This window comes from Vibrio sp. 10N.261.46.A3 (assembly GCF_041472995.1).
Taxonomy (GTDB): Bacteria; Pseudomonadota; Gammaproteobacteria; order Enterobacterales; family Vibrionaceae; genus Vibrio; species Vibrio coralliirubri.
Window position 1 is genome coordinate 18,150 of the sequence record NZ_JBFRRH010000035.1, and the last position, 15,573, is coordinate 33,722.

General features: G+C 45.3%; 13 protein-coding genes. 5 read left to right on the forward strand and 8 right to left on the reverse strand.

Annotated features, from left to right (window positions below; translation table 11 throughout):
- Window positions 1-20: 20 nt before the first annotated feature.
- The 8 genes from yacG to nadC all read right to left on the reverse strand — a co-directional run bounded on the left by yacG (window position 21) and on the right by nadC (window position 7,120).
- Window positions 21-218, reverse strand: coding sequence for a DNA gyrase inhibitor YacG (yacG, locus tag AB4484_RS09715; RefSeq protein WP_372077812.1), 198 nt, complete (start codon window positions 216-218; stop codon window positions 21-23).
- Window positions 219-299: 81 nt separating this feature from the next.
- Window positions 300-1,040 carry a cell division protein ZapD gene (gene zapD, locus AB4484_RS09720; RefSeq protein WP_017063237.1) on the reverse strand — a complete coding sequence of 247 codons (741 nt, stop codon included), beginning with the start codon at window positions 1,038-1,040 and terminating at the stop codon, window positions 300-302.
- Window positions 1,041-1,066: 26 nt separating this feature from the next.
- Entirely contained in the window at window positions 1,067-1,681 is a 615-nt protein-coding gene (coaE, locus tag AB4484_RS09725) for a dephospho-CoA kinase (RefSeq protein WP_048612337.1), read from the reverse strand.
- 2 nt (window positions 1,682-1,683) lie between these two features.
- Complete coding sequence (locus AB4484_RS09730) at window positions 1,684-2,553, reverse strand: A24 family peptidase (protein WP_017058945.1); 870 nt, start codon at window positions 2,551-2,553, stop codon at window positions 1,684-1,686.
- Between the two features lie 66 nt (window positions 2,554-2,619).
- Window positions 2,620-3,849 carry a type II secretion system F family protein gene (locus AB4484_RS09735; protein WP_372077815.1) on the reverse strand — a complete coding sequence of 410 codons (1,230 nt, stop codon included), beginning with the start codon at window positions 3,847-3,849 and terminating at the stop codon, window positions 2,620-2,622.
- 15 nt (window positions 3,850-3,864) lie between these two features.
- The gene (gene pilB, locus AB4484_RS09740) at window positions 3,865-5,550 is read right to left on the reverse strand and encodes a type IV-A pilus assembly ATPase PilB (protein ID WP_372077817.1); all 1,686 of its coding nucleotides are present in this window, start codon (window positions 5,548-5,550) and stop codon (window positions 3,865-3,867) included.
- Complete coding sequence (locus tag AB4484_RS09745) at window positions 5,551-5,976, reverse strand: pilin (RefSeq protein WP_372077819.1); 426 nt, start codon at window positions 5,974-5,976, stop codon at window positions 5,551-5,553. It lies immediately after the preceding gene.
- Window positions 5,977-6,229: 253 nt separating this feature from the next.
- Window positions 6,230-7,120 carry a carboxylating nicotinate-nucleotide diphosphorylase gene (nadC, locus tag AB4484_RS09750; protein WP_372077821.1) on the reverse strand — a complete coding sequence of 297 codons (891 nt, stop codon included), beginning with the start codon at window positions 7,118-7,120 and terminating at the stop codon, window positions 6,230-6,232.
- Window positions 7,121-7,203: 83 nt separating this feature from the next.
- Here nadC and ampD point away from each other — a divergent pair, with 83 nt between their 5' ends.
- The 5 genes from ampD to lpdA all read left to right on the forward strand — a co-directional run bounded on the left by ampD (window position 7,204) and on the right by lpdA (window position 15,369).
- Window positions 7,204-7,803, forward strand: a complete 600-nt coding sequence (gene ampD, locus AB4484_RS09755; protein ID WP_372077823.1) for a 1,6-anhydro-N-acetylmuramyl-L-alanine amidase AmpD — start codon at window positions 7,204-7,206, stop codon at window positions 7,801-7,803.
- A 483-nt stretch (window positions 7,804-8,286) separates the two neighbouring features.
- The gene (gene pdhR / locus AB4484_RS09760) at window positions 8,287-9,048 is read left to right on the forward strand and encodes a pyruvate dehydrogenase complex transcriptional repressor PdhR (RefSeq protein WP_009847596.1); all 762 of its coding nucleotides are present in this window, start codon (window positions 8,287-8,289) and stop codon (window positions 9,046-9,048) included.
- A gap of 62 nt (window positions 9,049-9,110) precedes the next feature.
- On the forward strand, window positions 9,111-11,774 hold the full coding sequence (aceE, locus tag AB4484_RS09765) for a pyruvate dehydrogenase (acetyl-transferring), homodimeric type (RefSeq protein WP_017059442.1): 2,664 nt from the start codon (window positions 9,111-9,113) through the stop codon (window positions 11,772-11,774).
- Window positions 11,775-11,800: 26 nt separating this feature from the next.
- A complete protein-coding gene (gene aceF / locus AB4484_RS09770; protein ID WP_050645377.1) occupies window positions 11,801-13,696 on the forward strand; it encodes a pyruvate dehydrogenase complex dihydrolipoyllysine-residue acetyltransferase in 1,896 nt (631 codons plus the stop codon).
- A gap of 242 nt (window positions 13,697-13,938) precedes the next feature.
- Entirely contained in the window at window positions 13,939-15,369 is a 1,431-nt protein-coding gene (gene lpdA, locus AB4484_RS09775; protein ID WP_017059440.1) for a dihydrolipoyl dehydrogenase, read from the forward strand.
- Window positions 15,370-15,573 lie beyond the last annotated feature (204 nt).

Below are 15,573 nucleotides of genomic sequence, written 5' to 3' on the forward strand. Positions count from 1 at the left end.
ACTCGCTACTCGCTACTCGCCTAGTACGGATCTTCCGACCAACCATCGCTATCTGACATATCAGGAGCGCCGGCAATGGCGTTTTCTTCATCAGCCCATTCACCGAAATCAATCATCTGACATTGCTTGCTGCAAAACGGGCGGTGCGGGCTTTGTTCGCCCCATTCAACGTCAGTATTACATTGAGGGCATTTAACGATGGTGATTTTCTTCGACATAGTGATTCTTAATTTGAGGGGGTAATAATAGTGAGTTTAGGCTCGAGTGAGGACTCAAGCCAAACTATAAAAGGAAATTAATTAGGTGCAGATCGCCAATTCAAATTCGATGTCTTGAGTACAGGCTTGCCCCGTTTCAAAGCTCATGAACTTAACAGCAAAGCGGTTCTTGTGACCTGAGATCATCGGGTAGGCACCGTATTGCATCGGAATAGAAAGACGAAGGATATTCGCTTCATCGGCATCGCTCTGGAAGAAGCCAGCACGAGCGATTTGCTCTTTAAAGTGACCAGTCTCTCTGGTGAGCTTCAACCATAGTGTTAGCGCTTCATACAGAGGCTGTAAGCTATCCATCCAAGCTTTAGCATCTCTCATTCTCTTATCAAGAGGGAGGTGCAGCCAATAATGCAGTGCCGGTAAATCAAAGCAGCATGAGCCACCTGGAAGATTAAAGCGTTGGCGAATTGCACTTAGGAAGCGGTCTTCTTTAAGTGATTGGCCAAAACGCTCTGCCTGCATCAGGTCACGATAGATATTACCAATGTCATTAAGCAGTGATGTCAGCATCTCTTGATCGACACCTTCAACATCCAACCAACTTTTGTAGGTTACACGTTGCTTCTCAATATCTTTTGCCAGTTCGCTCTTGAGTTGGATCTGTTCGAAGATTTCAATCAGATCAAAGATGGAACGGAAAAAGAGTTGATACTGTTGAGCATCGGAAAATGTAGAAGACAAGTGTAGCTGCCTCAAGAGTGATTCGACTCTTAAGTAGATGCGTGTTTTCTCATTTAGAGGATGTTCAAATTTATGGGTGATCATCGAGCAAACCTTCATTCAACATTGTTCTATTCTGACCCATCTACAGCACTGATTGCCAGATACTTTTGATGTAAATCTGTGATTTGAGGCAAAAGTTCTTGGTTTTTAGTATGGTTTTTAATCACGTCATCTGCAACTGCTAAGCGCTGTTCTCTTGAAGCCTGTGATTTTAAAATTGATGCAACTTGTTCCCTAGAGACATTATCACGACTCATCGTTCGTTCTATTTGCACTTCTGCTGGCACATCAACAATTAATACGCGATCGGCCATGCCTTGCATTTGGTTTTCCACCAATAGCGGTGCAACTAATAAACCATACGGGGATGTGATTTTAGACAGGTCACTGTCAATTTTGTCACGGATCATGGGATGAAGAAGATCATTGAGCCACTGCTTCTCTTTAGGGTCTGAGAAGATCAGTTCACGCAACCTACTTCGATTGAGTGTTCCATCTTCAAGCAAGATAGACTCACCAAAGTGTTCTGTAATCTGTTTTAAGCCGTCACTGCCCAGCGCAACCACTTCACGTGCCACGATATCAGCATCAACAATATCAATATTAAAATGTTCATTGAACAGGTTAGCGACCGTGGTTTTGCCACTGGCGATACCACCGCTTAATCCGATAATAATTGCCATGGTTAAATTCCTAGTACAGAAGTGAAATACCAACCCATGATGTCGTTACCCCACATCAAGCTTACCCAACCCGCAATTGCAAGGTAAGGGCCAAATGGAAAGGCTTTATCGATGCCTTGCTGTTTCAGGCGAAGTTGAATCAAACCAAACACAAGGCCTACGAGCGAAGATAAAAGGATGATCATCGGTAGGTGTTGCCAACCAAGCCATGCACCAAGTGCAGCCAGGAGTTTGAAGTCACCGTAACCCATGCCTTCTTTACCTGTGAGTAGTTTGAACAACCAATACACCGACCACAGAGCTAGGTAGCCAGCCATTGCGCCAACCACAGAATCTTGCAGCGATACTGGGCTGATATTAAACAGTGCTAAAGCGATACCGGACCATACCAAAGGCAAGGTGATTTGATCAGGCAACAACATAGTATCGAGATCGATAAAGGTCGCGGTAATCAGTGCGAAGGTGAAAAAAATCAAAGCAATGGCGTAGTAACTGAAACCAAAGTGGCTAGCAACCATTGTGCAAAGTATTGCGGTCAGCAACTCGACCAAAGGGTAGCGAGCACTGATTGGATTAGCACAGCTGTGGCACTTACCCTTTAAGAACAACCAGCTTAAGACTGGAATATTATCGACGATTCTTAATTGGGTTTTGCATTTCGGGCAGGTTGAACGAGGAATGCTGAGATTGAACTTTCCCTCTGGCGCTGGAATTTTATATTGAGAGAAATATTCCGAGCACTCTTGTTGCCATTCACGTTCCATCATAATCGGCAAACGGTGTATGACTACGTTGAGGAAGCTGCCGATAAGAAGGCTAAAAATGAAAGCTAATACGGGGAATAGCCAAGGATAGTAGTGAAATACTTCCATAGTGTCCTTTACCACTTAATCAAGGTGAGCAGAGATTGTTGCTCATGGGTGTTTAGTTGCTTTTAACTATCCTAACACACTCATAAGATTAAAGATCGGTAAGTACATCGCAACCACAAGCCCGCCAACAACTGTCCCTAAAAATACGATGATCAGTGGCTCTAGAATCTTGCCTAAATTGTCGACGGTGTTGTCGACTTCAAACTCGTAAATGGAGGCTACTTTATTGAGCATATCATCAAGGTTTCCTGACTCTTCACCGATCATCACCATCTGTAACACCATTTCAGGGAAGGCATTGGTATTGCGCATTGCGATATACATTGGCATGCCAGCAGCCGTTTCTCGGTGAACCTCAATGATGGCCGATTCATAATGCAGGTTACCTGCGGTTTTTGCTGTGGTTTTGAGGCTCATTAAAATCGGAATGCCAGAACTAAAGCTGGTTGATAAGGTTCGGCTGAATTTGGCAATGGAGGCTTTGGCTAATACGCCGCCGAGAACAGGAAAGCGTAATCCTAGCCGACTAACAGACAGTCTGATTGAGTGGGAACGTTGACACAGTTGGTAAATAATCAAGGCAACAAGCCCGATGCCTACAGCCGTATAAAAACTGTAAGCCTGCATCCAATGGGAAAGGTAGAGTACTTGTTGGGTGAACCAAGGCAGGTCGGCGCCAAAGCCTGAAAACATCGACTCAAACTCTGGAATCACCATAGTCAGCATTAAATAAGAAACGGTCAGTGCAACGGTGACCACCATGGCGGGGTAGATCAGTGCTTTGACGACTTTGGACTTTAACTGCTCGCTCTTTTCTCTATAGGTCGCTAAGCGTTCGAATACTTGTGCGAGGTTACCGGAGAGCTCGCCTGTCGCAACCAAATCAGTATAGAGGTCATCAAAGTGGCGGCTTGCAGTTCGCATCGCTTTTGATATAGGCGTACCGGCTTCTACACCTTTGCAGATGTGCGATAAAATCGATTTCATTTCTGCTTTGCGGTGATTGTCTGACACCAGCTTGATGGCTTGCACGATCGGCACACCAGTCGCCAACATGGTAGCCAGTTGGCGAGTCAAAATAGTGATGTCTTTGGCTTTGACTCTATGAGTTAAACGAGTGACGGCTGAAATACTTTTCTTTTTGATTTTCTTAATCTGAATATGCTGCTCTTTGAGCTTTTCTCGTACTTCCAACTCGGTGAGCGCTAAGGTTTGCCCAGACACTTTCTTGCCTGAACTGTTAATGCCTTTCCAGTGATAGCTTTTTAATTGTGATTGTTTGGACTTGCTACTCATTGGTGCTCCATTGGGTTATATGTACAGAACACGTTGCAGCTCTTGATAGCTGGTGGTGCCTTCAAGCAATTTATCTAGCCCCGACTCTTGCAGAGTTCTCATGCCTTCTCGGCGAGCCAAGTTTTCAATGGCTAACGCGTTCGGTTTGTCGATCAGGCTGCTTTTCAGTTGATCGCTAAACGGCATCACTTCATAGATACCCACTCGCCCCGAATAACCCTGGTTACACTCATTGCAACCTTGAGGACTCGCTTTGTAGATGGTTTGGCTGTTAGGAATCGAGTGACGCAGAAATATGTCTGGCGAGTCGTCACTTTCTTTACAATGGTTACACAACCGCCTTGCCAGTCGTTGGGCGATAATCAAACTCAATGATGAAGCGAGGTTAAAGGGTTCTATCCCCATATGAGCGAGTCGAGTGACGGTTTCTGCGGCGGAGTTCGTGTGCAGTGTTGAAAGGACCAAGTGACCCGTTTGCGATGCTTTGATCGCGATCTCTGCTGTTTCCAAGTCGCGGATCTCTCCAACCATTACAACATCAGGATCTTGTCGCAAAAATGATCGAAGTGCTTCAGCAAACCCAAAGCCGATCTTAGGTGTTACTTGTACTTGATTGATACCACATAGGTTAATTTCCACTGGGTCTTCAGCTGTTGAGATGTTGCGTTCCGTAGTGTTAAGCACTCTAAGACCAGTATATAGGGAGACGGTTTTTCCGCTGCCAGTAGGCCCGGTCATTAAGATCATACCTTGTGGGCGTTTCAGGGCATCGAGGTAGAGTGCTTTTTGATCTTCGGTGTAACCTAACTTATCGATATCTAGATTGGCCGCGCTGCTATCAAGCAGTCGAAGAACGATTTTTTCACCCCATAAGGTCGGAAGCGTTGATACACGCATATCAATCGCCAAGTCGTCATTTAGACGCAGTTTAATACGACCGTCTTGAGGTAAGCGACGTTCAGCGATATCAAGCTTGGCGAGGATCTTTAAGCGAGCAGATAAACGGCGACTTAAATGGGAAGCAGGTTGTTGTATTTCAACAAGGATGCCATCACAACGCAGGCGTACTCGGTAGTGCTCTTCATAAGGTTCGAAGTGGATATCTGATGCGCCCTTACGAACCGCATCAACCAGTATCTGATTGATAAAACGGCTGACAGGGGAATCGTCTTGGCTGAGATCTTCAATCGACGCTATCTCGTCGTCAGACACTTCAACAAGATTGGCTAGTTCGTCTTGAGTGATCTCTTTGCGTTTGGAGTCTTGCCCGGAAATCGAACGGCCATACAGCTTTCGTATTGCGCCTTCTAGTTCTGAGTAGTTGGCGACGACCAATTCAATCTGTAATCCGGTCGCAAAGCGGAAATCATCTTCAGCTTGTAAATCGGTCGGGTCGGCGGAGGCTAGTGTGAGAGTAGAGCTAGAGACTGAAATCGGGATAGCACGATACTTGGTAATCAGCTCGCGAAGCCCTAATTGGTCACATAAGGTCTCATAATCAGTATTGGCGAGCTGTACTAACGGTAAGCCGAAGATGGTTTTAATGTTGTTTGCTAAGGAATCGCCGCTGAAGAAATCGAGAACGAGCAAAGCTTCAGGTGTCGAAATACCTGAAGCTTGTACATGTTCCGCAACAGCTTGTTCTTGAGTCAGGCTTAGTAAGTCAGCCTGACGGAGAACGGTTGGGAGGTTGGTTAGCACTTATGAGCAACCTTTTGGCTGCAATTTGGCATCAATATCACTAGAACACGACCATGTTCCATTTGTAGTTCGCTCTAGAGTTACCTTTTTAGATACAACATCAGGACTTACTCCTGATGAGTTGAATAAGAATTGAATATTGCCGGATGATGTAGCTGCACTAACATATGATAAAGTTCCTAAAGGAGATGTTGGCACAGCTAAAGATGCCTCTGCTGGAAAAGTACCATTTTCAAGCACGAATGTTTCGACATTGGTTCTATGTCCAGTGATAGATGCGAGTGCTGACGCAGCCTCGCTCTTTGCTATATAGCTTTGATATTGGGGGACTGCAATTGATGCCAACACACCAATAATCGCCACTACAATCATCAATTCAATCAGCGTAAAGCCTTTCTGGTTCGTTCTTTTGTTCTTGTTATTCATTGTCTAATTCCATTCTTTAGTTTGTTTCAGTGCAGGCACTGGTTGATGGAAAGAATAGAAGTTGAGATGGGGTTGTGGAATGGTGTTCAGGTGTGGTCGCGAGTGGTTTGGTATTTATTGGTGTAGTGTTTCATATAGCGCGCAAATTTATGCGATCAGCTTAAATAACAGCTTGAAATACTGATAATTCAGGCAATAAAAAAGGCACCGTTATCAACAGTGCCTTTACAGAAATTAATTATTATTCAGTCAATTACGCTTTGAATCTCATTGATAGATCCATTGCTTTTAGGTGCTTAGTCAGTGCACCTACCGAGATGTAATCAACGCCTGTTTCAGCGAACTCAGCAATGGTATCTAGAGTTACGTTACCAGAGTTTTCTAGCGCAGCACGTCCAGCGTTGATTTTCACAGCTTCACGCATCATGTCTGTGGTGAAGTTGTCTAGCATGATGATGTCTGCGCCAGCGTTGATCGCTTGCTCTAGCTCTTCTAGACTCTCTGTTTCTACTTCTACTGGTTTACCTGGGTTCAGCTCTTTTGCAGTAGAGATAGCCTTCTCAATGCCACCACAAGCGATGATGTGGTTTTCTTTGATTAGGTAAGCATCGAACACACCAATACGGTGGTTGAAACCGCCACCACAAGCAACCGCGTATTTCAGTGCGCTGCGTAGGCCAGGAATCGTTTTACGAGTATCTAACAAGCGGCACTCTGTGTGTTTGATTTTGTCTACATAAATAGCCGTAGTAGTCGCACAACCAGATAGCGTTTGAATGAAGTTCATTGCGTTACGCTCACCCGTTAATAGCGCGCGTGCTGGGCCCGTTAGCGTGCAAAGCGTTTGGTTTGGTTCAACCTTGTCGCCATCTTCTACGTTCCACTCGATAGTCACTTCACCGCCCAGTTGCTTAAACACTTCATCAGCCCAAGCTTTACCACAGAACACGCCGTGCTCACGGGTAATGATGGTTGCACTGTTGATTGCGTTTTCAGGGATTAGACTTGCCGTAATATCAGCCGCTGGATCTAACGTACCACCTAGATCTTCTTTGATGGTCTCAGCGACTGCACGAATGATCTCTAGAGGCAGTTGCTCTTTTAAGTAGTCAAGGCGTTGGTGGCTGTTATGTGTGTTTTTCATCGCAAATCTAATCTTGAAAGGGAGTGGGAATGGAATGATACTCTTGCTTAACTTCAAATTAAAGAGGCTAGCGCGACTGCTCTATGGGCAAGGTCACATCTTATTGTGCTAGCAGAAAAGAAAGTGAGACCAAGATGACGATCAGCTCCAACGGATGGTATGACAACGCTCGGCATGTTCCTTCCCCGTATTTTGATGCTCGACCGAGTGCCGACGATATCTCTCTGCTGGTGGTTCACAACATTAGCTTGCCTCCGGGTCAATTTGGTGGGCCTTACATCGAACAGTTTTTTACGGGCAGGCTAGATCCTTCGGAACACCCGTTTTTTCAGGTGATTCACCAAATGGGCGTATCGGCGCACTGTTTGATTCGTCGCGATGGGGAAGTGGTGCAGTTCGTTTCTTTCTTAGACCGAGCTTGGCATGCTGGCCAGTCGAGTTTTGCAGGGCGTGAAAGGTGTAATGACTATTCGATTGGTATTGAACTGGAAGGCAGCGACTTTGTGGCTTACACCGAGCAGCAGTATCAAGCGCTTGCCCGATTAACAGAAACGATCGTATCGACTTTCCCTCAAATCACCTGCGAACGTATCACTGGCCATCAATACATAGCGCCTCTGCGTAAAACTGACCCTGGCTTGGTCTTTGATTGGCAGAAGTTTAAAAAAAATCTCAAAGCTTAAGCCTCAGTTTTTGACGATGGGCTTACCGCTGGTGGGTGTTGAATAGTCAACGCCTAGCATAATGACTTGTGAATTTTTGTTGTTGCGATGTAAAGAAAGTGGTGGAGAGAAGTGCATCAATAAATTGAGAGTGTGACGAACTTATCAAACACTCATTTATTAAAACTTATGAACAGAATTTCCACCCTAAATGTGCGCTTGGTTCGGTTTTTAAACAAGTGACGCTAATCTTTCTGAAACAATTCATTTTTATCCTGAAACTTTCTAGCACGAACACTCCCCAAAAGTATTACCCCTGTAAATGGTAAGACCAATTTGGTTGCTGTTTTAAATTTCATTTGTTAAATCATGGTTAATTCACGCTGTATTCTATGATGCAGGTCAATTTTAGGCTGGACAGTGGCGTTTTAATTATGTTAATTTCTGCCCAACTTAAAATTGGTATTACCAATTGTCAGCGAAGAAAAAGAAGAACAACAAACTATGGCTTATCAAAGGATTCGTCAGCCAAAACTCTCCGATGTTATCGAACAAGAGTTAGAAAGGTTGATAGTGGAAGGAACACTGGCTCCAGGGCAGCAGTTGCCGCCTGAGCGCGAACTGGCGAAACAGTTCGATGTGTCTCGTCCTTCAATCCGAGAAGCGATACAACGTTTAGAAGCAAAACGCTTGCTTACTCGCCGTCAAGGTGGAGGTACGTTTGTTAGCGAAAATATCTGGAAAAGCTTTTCAGATCCTTTGCTTAATTTGTTGTCGTCCCATTCTGAAACCCAACTAGACTTGTTGGAATCGCGTCATGCGATGGAAGGGATTTCGGCTTACTTCGCGGCATTGCGTGGCACTGATGAAGACTTTGCTCGAATTCAAGCATGCCAAGAAAAAATTCGCGGTGCGCAAGATAAGGGTGATATTGAAGCCGAATCTGCAGCGGTGATGGCTTTTCTTATTGCTTTAACAGAGGCAGCGCACAATGTGGTGTTATTGCACATTGTTCGTAGTTTGGCTCCGTTACTCGAACAAAACGTCTTAGAAAATTTAAAGCTGTTGCATCGTCGTAAAGACGTTGTGGAGAAAGTGAGTATACATCGAGCTAACATTGTGGATGCGATCGTTTCAGGACAGCCAGAACAGGCACGTGAAATGTCACACTCTCATTTAGCTTACATCGAAGAAACATTGATGGATTTGACCAAAGAAGAGTCGCGCCGCGAACGTTCTTTACGTCGAATTCAACAGGGTAAATAGCCGTAATACTTCGGCTATTTACGTGTTTAGTAGAATCCAACTAACAAAAAGGATAGATCGCCATGTCTGACATGAAGCATGACGTTGATGCTCTGGAAACTCAAGATTGGTTAGAAGCTCTTGAGTCAGTAGTACGTGAAGAAGGTGTAGAACGTGCACAGTTTTTACTAGAACAAGTTCTAGATAAAGCGCGTTTAGATGGTGTTGATATGGCTACAGGCATCAACACAAACTACATCAACACAATTCCAGCAGCACAAGAGCCAGCTTACCCTGGTGACGTAACTCTTGAGCGTCGTATTCGTTCGATTATTCGCTGGAACGCAATCATGATCGTATTGCGTGCTTCTAAGAAAGACCTAGACCTTGGTGGTCACATGGCTTCTTACCAGTCAGCAGCAGCGTTCTACGAAGTATGTTTCAACCACTTCTTCCGTGCTCCAAACGAGACAGACGGTGGCGATCTAGTTTACTACCAAGGTCACATCTCTCCTGGTATCTACTCTCGTGCATTCGTTGAAGGTCGTCTAACTGAAGAACAGCTAGATAACTTCCGTCAAGAAGTTGATGGTAAAGGTATCCCTTCTTACCCGCACCCGAAACTGATGCCTGAGTTCTGGCAGTTCCCGACAGTATCTATGGGTCTTGGCCCTATCTCTGCTATCTACCAAGCGCGCTTCCTTAAGTACCTTGACGGCCGTGGTCTGAAAGAAACTTCAGCGCAACGCGTATACGCGTTCCTAGGTGACGGTGAGATGGATGAGCCAGAATCACGTGGTGCTATCTCTTTCGCTGCGCGTGAGAAGCTAGACAACCTATGTTTCCTAATCAACTGTAACCTACAGCGTCTAGACGGCCCTGTAATGGGTAACGGTAGCATCATCCAAGAACTTGAAGGCCTATTCAAAGGCGCAGGTTGGAACGTTGTTAAAGTTATCTGGGGTAGCAACTGGGATTCTCTACTAGCTAAAGACACTACTGGTAAGCTTCTTCAACTAATGAACGAAACTATCGATGGTGACTACCAAACATTTAAATCTAAAGATGGCGCATACGTACGTGAGCACTTCTTTGGTAAGTACCCAGAAACAGCTGCACTAGTTGCAGACATGACTGATGACGAAATCTTCGCTCTTAAGCGTGGTGGTCACGATTCTTCTAAACTGTTTGCTGCATTCAACAATGCTAAAGAGACAAACGGTAAGCCAACTGTAATCCTAGCTAAGACTGTTAAAGGTTACGGCATGGGGGATGCAGCTGAAGGTAAGAACATTGCACACGGTGTTAAGAAAATGGACATGACTCATGTTCAACACCTTCGTGATCGCCTAGGCCTAGAAGACATCCTTTCAGATGAGAAGATCGCTGAACTTCCTTACCTGAAACTGGAAGAAGGTACGCCTGAGTACGAATACATGCACGCTCGTCGTAACGCTCTACACGGTTACACACCTGCACGTCTTCCTAAGTTTACTCAAGAGTTCAAGGTTCCTGAGCTAGACGCATTCGCACCTCTACTAGGTGAACAGAAGCGTGATATCTCTACAACTATGGCTTATGTACGTACGCTAAACATCCTTCTTAAAGATAAGAACATTGGTAAGAACATCGTTCCTATCATCTGTGATGAAGCTCGTACATTCGGTATGGAAGGTCTATTCCGTCAGGTTGGTATCTACAACCCACACGGTCAAGAATACACACCTGAAGATAAAGGCATCGTTTCTTACTACAAAGAAGCAACGTCTGGTCAAGTTCTTCAAGAAGGTATCAACGAACTAGGTTCTATGGCTTCATGGGTTGCTGCTGCAACTTCATACAGCACAAACGATCTACCGATGATCCCGTTCTACATCTACTACTCAATGTTCGGTTTCCAACGTATTGGTGACATGGCATGGTTAGCAGGCGACCAACAAGCTCGTGGCTTCCTACTAGGTGCTACTGCAGGTCGTACAACACTGAACGGTGAAGGTCTACAACACGAAGATGGTCACTCGCACATCCAAGCGAACACTATCCCGAACTGTATCTCTTACGACCCAACGTTTGCTTACGAGCTAGCGGTAATCATGCAAGACGGTATCCGTCGCATGTACGGTCCTGAGCAAGAGAACGTTTACTACTACCTAACAGTAATGAACGAGAACTACGCAATGCCGGCAATGCCAGAAGGCGCTGAAGAAGGCATCCGTAAAGGTATCTACAAGCTTGAATCTCACGCTGGTGCTAAGGGCAAAGTTCAACTAATGAGCTCTGGTACTATCATGAACGAAGCGCGTAAAGCGGCTGAAATTCTAAGCGAAGAGTACGGCGTAGCATCTGACGTATTCTCTGTAACGTCGTTCAACGAACTAACTCGTGACGGCCAAGCGGTAGAGCGTGACAACATGCTTCACCCAGAAGCTGAAGAGAAAGTACCGTACATCACGACTGTTCTTGGTAAAGAACCTGCAATCGCAGTGACTGACTATATGAAGAACTACGCTGAGCAAGTACGTGCGTACATGCCAACTGAGTCTTACAAAGTACTTGGTACAGATGGTTTCGGCCGTTCTGACAGCCGTGCAAACCTACGTCGTCACTTCGAAGTTAACGCTGGCTACATCGTAGTTGCAGCTCTAACTGAACTGGCTAAACGTGGTGACATCGAGAAATCTGTAGTTGTTGAAGCAATTGCTAAATTCGATATCGACACTGAAAAAACTAACCCGCAATACGCATAAGACTGGCATTAAGGTAGGTAAATACAATGACAATCGAAATTAATGTACCAGACATCGGTGCTGACGAGGTTGAAGTAACTGAGATTCTTGTAAACGTTGGCGACAAGGTTGAAGAAGAGCAGTCACTGATCACTGTTGAAGGCGACAAAGCTTCAATGGAAGTTCCTGCGTCTCAAGCGGGTATCGTTAAAGAAATCAAAGTAGCAGAAGGCGATTCTGTTTCTACTGGTTCTCTTATCATGATCTTCGAAGCGGAAGGTGCTGCAGCAGCACCGGCTGCGCCAGCAGTTGAAGCGGCGGCACCAGTTGCAGCTGCTCCTGCAGCGGCAGCTGAGCTTAAAGAAGTTCACGTACCAGATATCGGCGGTGATGAAGTTGAAGTAACTGAAATCATGGTTGCTATCGGTGACGCAGTAGAAGAAGAGCAATCTCTTCTTACTGTTGAGGGTGACAAGGCTTCAATGGAAGTTCCTGCACCATTCGCTGGTATCGTTAAAGAAATCAAGATCGCTTCTGGTGATTCAGTATCGACTGGTTCTCTAGTGATGGTATTTGAAGTAGCGGGCTCTGGCGCTCCAGTTGCAGCAGCTCCTGCTCCAGCTGCGGCACCAGTTGCAGCGGCTCCAGCAGCATCAGCTGAAAAAGAAGTAAACGTTCCTGATATCGGTGGTGACGAAGTAGAAGTTACTGAAATCATGGTAGCGGTTGGCGATACAGTAGAAGAAGAGCAATCTCTAATTACTGTTGAAGGCGACAAAGCTTCAATGGAAGTTCCTGCACCATTCGCTGGTACAGTAAAAGAGATCAAGATTGCAGCTGGCGACAAAGTGTCAACTGGCTCTCTAATCATGACGTTCGTAGTTGAAGGCGCAGCGCCTGCTCCTGTTGCAGCTCCTGCACAAGCAGCAGCTCCAGCGGCGGCACCTGCACCTAAAGCAGAAGCTCCTGCAGCGGCTCCAGCAGCAGCTGGTGACTTCCAAGAGAACGGTGACTACGCGCACGCTTCTCCAGTAGTTCGTCGTCTAGCTCGTGAATTTGGCGTTAATCTTTCTAAGGTTAAAGGTACTGGTCGTAAGAGCCGTATCCTTAAAGAAGACGTTCAGTCTTACGTTAAAGATGCACTTAAGCGTCTAGAGTCTGGTGCAGCGGCATCTGGCAAAGGCGGCGACGGTTCTGCTCTTGGTCTACTACCATGGCCAAAAGTTGACTTCAGCAAGTTCGGCGAAACTGAAGTTCAGAAGCTTTCTAAGATTAAGAAGATCTCTGGCGCTAACCTGCACCGTAACTGGGTAATGATCCCTCACGTTACACAGTGGGACAACGCAGACATCACTGAGCTAGAAGCATTCCGTAAAGAACAGAACGCAATCGAAGCGAAGAAAGACACTGGCATGAAGATCACTCCACTTGTGTTCATCATGAAAGCTGTTGCTAAAGCGCTAGAAGCATTCCCAGCGTTTAACTCTTCTCTTTCTGAAGATGGCGAAAGCATCATTCTTAAGAAGTACGTAAACGTGGGTATCGCTGTTGATACACCAAACGGTCTAGTTGTTCCTGTCTTCAAAGACGTGAACAAGAAAGGCATTTACGAGCTATCTGAAGAGCTAATGGCTGTTTCTAAGAAAGCACGTTCTGGTAAGCTAACAGCGGCAGACATGCAAGGCGGTTGTTTCACAATCTCTAGCCTTGGTGGTATTGGCGGTACTGCATTTACTCCAATCGTAAATGCTCCAGAAGTAGGTATCCTAGGTGTATCTAAGTCTGAAATTAAGCCAGTTTGGAATGGTAAAGAGTTCCAACCACGTCTACAGCTTCCACTGTCTCTATCATACGACCACCGTGTGATCGATGGTGCTGAAGGTGCACGCTTCATTACTTTCCTAAACAGCGCACTATCTGACATTCGTCGTCTAGTACTGTAATTGAGAAAGTAATTATTAAGGTGACTTTCGGGTCACCTTAATTCTTTATATAAAGACTATTTTTAGAGAACAGTTTCCTGCATTTCTCATAATCTGATGGGGAATTGTTGTCTAGCTCACAGGCTAACTTAAAGCTACTTTCACACTGTTAACATCTCTGTAAAATGTTTCCTGTTTGAAAGCCCAATAATTTTAAGAACATCTACTCAGCCTGTTAGGGATAATGACTACAAGAGGTCACAATGAGCAAAGAAATTAAAGCCCAAGTTGTTGTACTTGGTTCAGGTCCTGCTGGTTACTCAGCGGCATTCCGTTGTGCGGATTTAGGTCTAGAAACAGTACTAGTTGAACGTTACAGCACTCTTGGTGGTGTATGTCTAAACGTTGGTTGTATTCCATCAAAAGCACTTCTTCATGTTTCTAAAGTAATCGAAGAAGCTAAAGCGATGGCAGAGCACGGCGTTGTATTCGGCGAGCCACAAACGGACATCAACAAGATCCGTATCTGGAAAGAAAAAGTAGTTGATCAACTAACTGGCGGTCTTGGCGGTATGGCTAAGATGCGTAACGTTACTGTTGTTAACGGTTTCGGTAAGTTCACTGGTCCTAACAGCATTCTTGTTGAAGGCGAAGGCGAAGCAACTACGGTTAACTTCGACAACGCAATCATTGCTGCGGGTTCTCGCCCAATCAAACTTCCTTTCATCCCACATGAAGACCCACGTATTTGGGATTCTACGGATGCACTAGAACTAAACGAAGTACCTGAAAAACTGCTTATCATGGGCGGCGGTATCATCGGTCTTGAGATGGGTACGGTATACCACTCTCTAGGTTCTAAAGTTGAAGTTGTAGAGATGTTCGATCAAGTTATCCCTGCTGCGGATAAAGACATCGTTAAAGTCTTCACTAAGCGCATTAAGAACAAGTTCAAGCTAATGCTTGAAACTAAAGTGACTGCTGTTGAAGCGAAAGAAGACGGTATCTACGTTTCAATGGAAGGCAAAAAAGCACCAGCTGAAGCTGAGCGCTACGATGCTGTTCTTGTTGCTATCGGTCGTGTTCCAAACGGTGCACTTATCGACGCTGAAAAAGCGGGTATCGAAGTTGATGAGCGTGGCTTCATCAATGTTGATAAGCAAATGCGTACGAACGTTCCTCACATCCACGCGATCGGTGACGTTGTTGGTCAACCAATGCTTGCTCACAAAGGTGTGCATGAAGGTCACGTAGCTGCTGAAGTTATCTCTGGTAAGAAGCACTACTTCGATCCTAAAGTAATCCCATCAATTGCGTACACTGAGCCAGAAGTTGCTTGGGTAGGTAAGACTGAGAAAGAAGCGAAAGCTGAAGGCATCAACTACGAAGTTGCTACTTTCCCTTGGGCTGCTTCTGGTCGTGCAATCGCTTCTGACTGTGCAGACGGCGTCACTAAGATGATCTTCGATAAAGATACTCATCGCGTAATCGGTGGTGCTGTTGTTGGTACTAACGGTGGTGAACTTCTTGGCGAAATCGGCCTAGCAATCGAAATGGGTTGTGATGCAGAAGATATCGCTCTTACTATCCACGCTCACCCAACTCTACACGAGTCTGTTGGTCTAGCTGCGGAAGTATTCGAAGGTTCAATCACTGACCTTCCAAACAAGAAAGCAGTGAAAAAGAAGAAGTAATTCTTTCTTAGCCACTCGCTAATGTTTTTAAAAGCCGCTGATTCGTCAGCGGTTTTTTTATGTCTGAAGAAAAGAGCAGTAACGTTTCACTCCGAGATGCGAGTACGCTGCGCTTCGGGATGCGAAGAGACATTCCATTCTACAAAAAAAGGTTGACCCATTAGGTCAACCCTTAAATTATTTACTCGAATCTCGAATCTCGAA

Coding starts and splice junctions, on each gene's coding strand:
- yacG (WP_372077812.1), bottom strand. CDS start 218: ATGTCGAAGAAAATCACCATCGTTAAATGCCCTCAATGTAATACTGAC.
- zapD (WP_017063237.1), bottom strand. CDS start 1,040: ATGATCACCCATAAATTTGAACATCCTCTAAATGAGAAAACACGCATC.
- coaE (WP_048612337.1), bottom strand. CDS start 1,681: ATGGCAATTATTATCGGATTAAGCGGTGGTATCGCCAGTGGCAAAACC.
- AB4484_RS09730 (WP_017058945.1), bottom strand. CDS start 2,553: ATGGAAGTATTTCACTACTATCCTTGGCTATTCCCCGTATTAGCTTTC.
- AB4484_RS09735 (WP_372077815.1), bottom strand. CDS start 3,849: ATGAGTAGCAAGTCCAAACAATCACAATTAAAAAGCTATCACTGGAAA.
- AB4484_RS09745 (WP_372077819.1), bottom strand. CDS start 5,976: ATGAATAACAAGAACAAAAGAACGAACCAGAAAGGCTTTACGCTGATT.
- nadC (WP_372077821.1), bottom strand. CDS start 7,120: ATGAAAAACACACATAACAGCCACCAACGCCTTGACTACTTAAAAGAG.
- ampD (WP_372077823.1), top strand. CDS start 7,204: ATGGGCAAGGTCACATCTTATTGTGCTAGCAGAAAAGAAAGTGAGACC.
- pdhR (WP_009847596.1), top strand. CDS start 8,287: ATGGCTTATCAAAGGATTCGTCAGCCAAAACTCTCCGATGTTATCGAA.
- aceE (WP_017059442.1), top strand. CDS start 9,111: ATGTCTGACATGAAGCATGACGTTGATGCTCTGGAAACTCAAGATTGG.
- aceF (WP_050645377.1), top strand. CDS start 11,801: ATGACAATCGAAATTAATGTACCAGACATCGGTGCTGACGAGGTTGAA.
- lpdA (WP_017059440.1), top strand. CDS start 13,939: ATGAGCAAAGAAATTAAAGCCCAAGTTGTTGTACTTGGTTCAGGTCCT.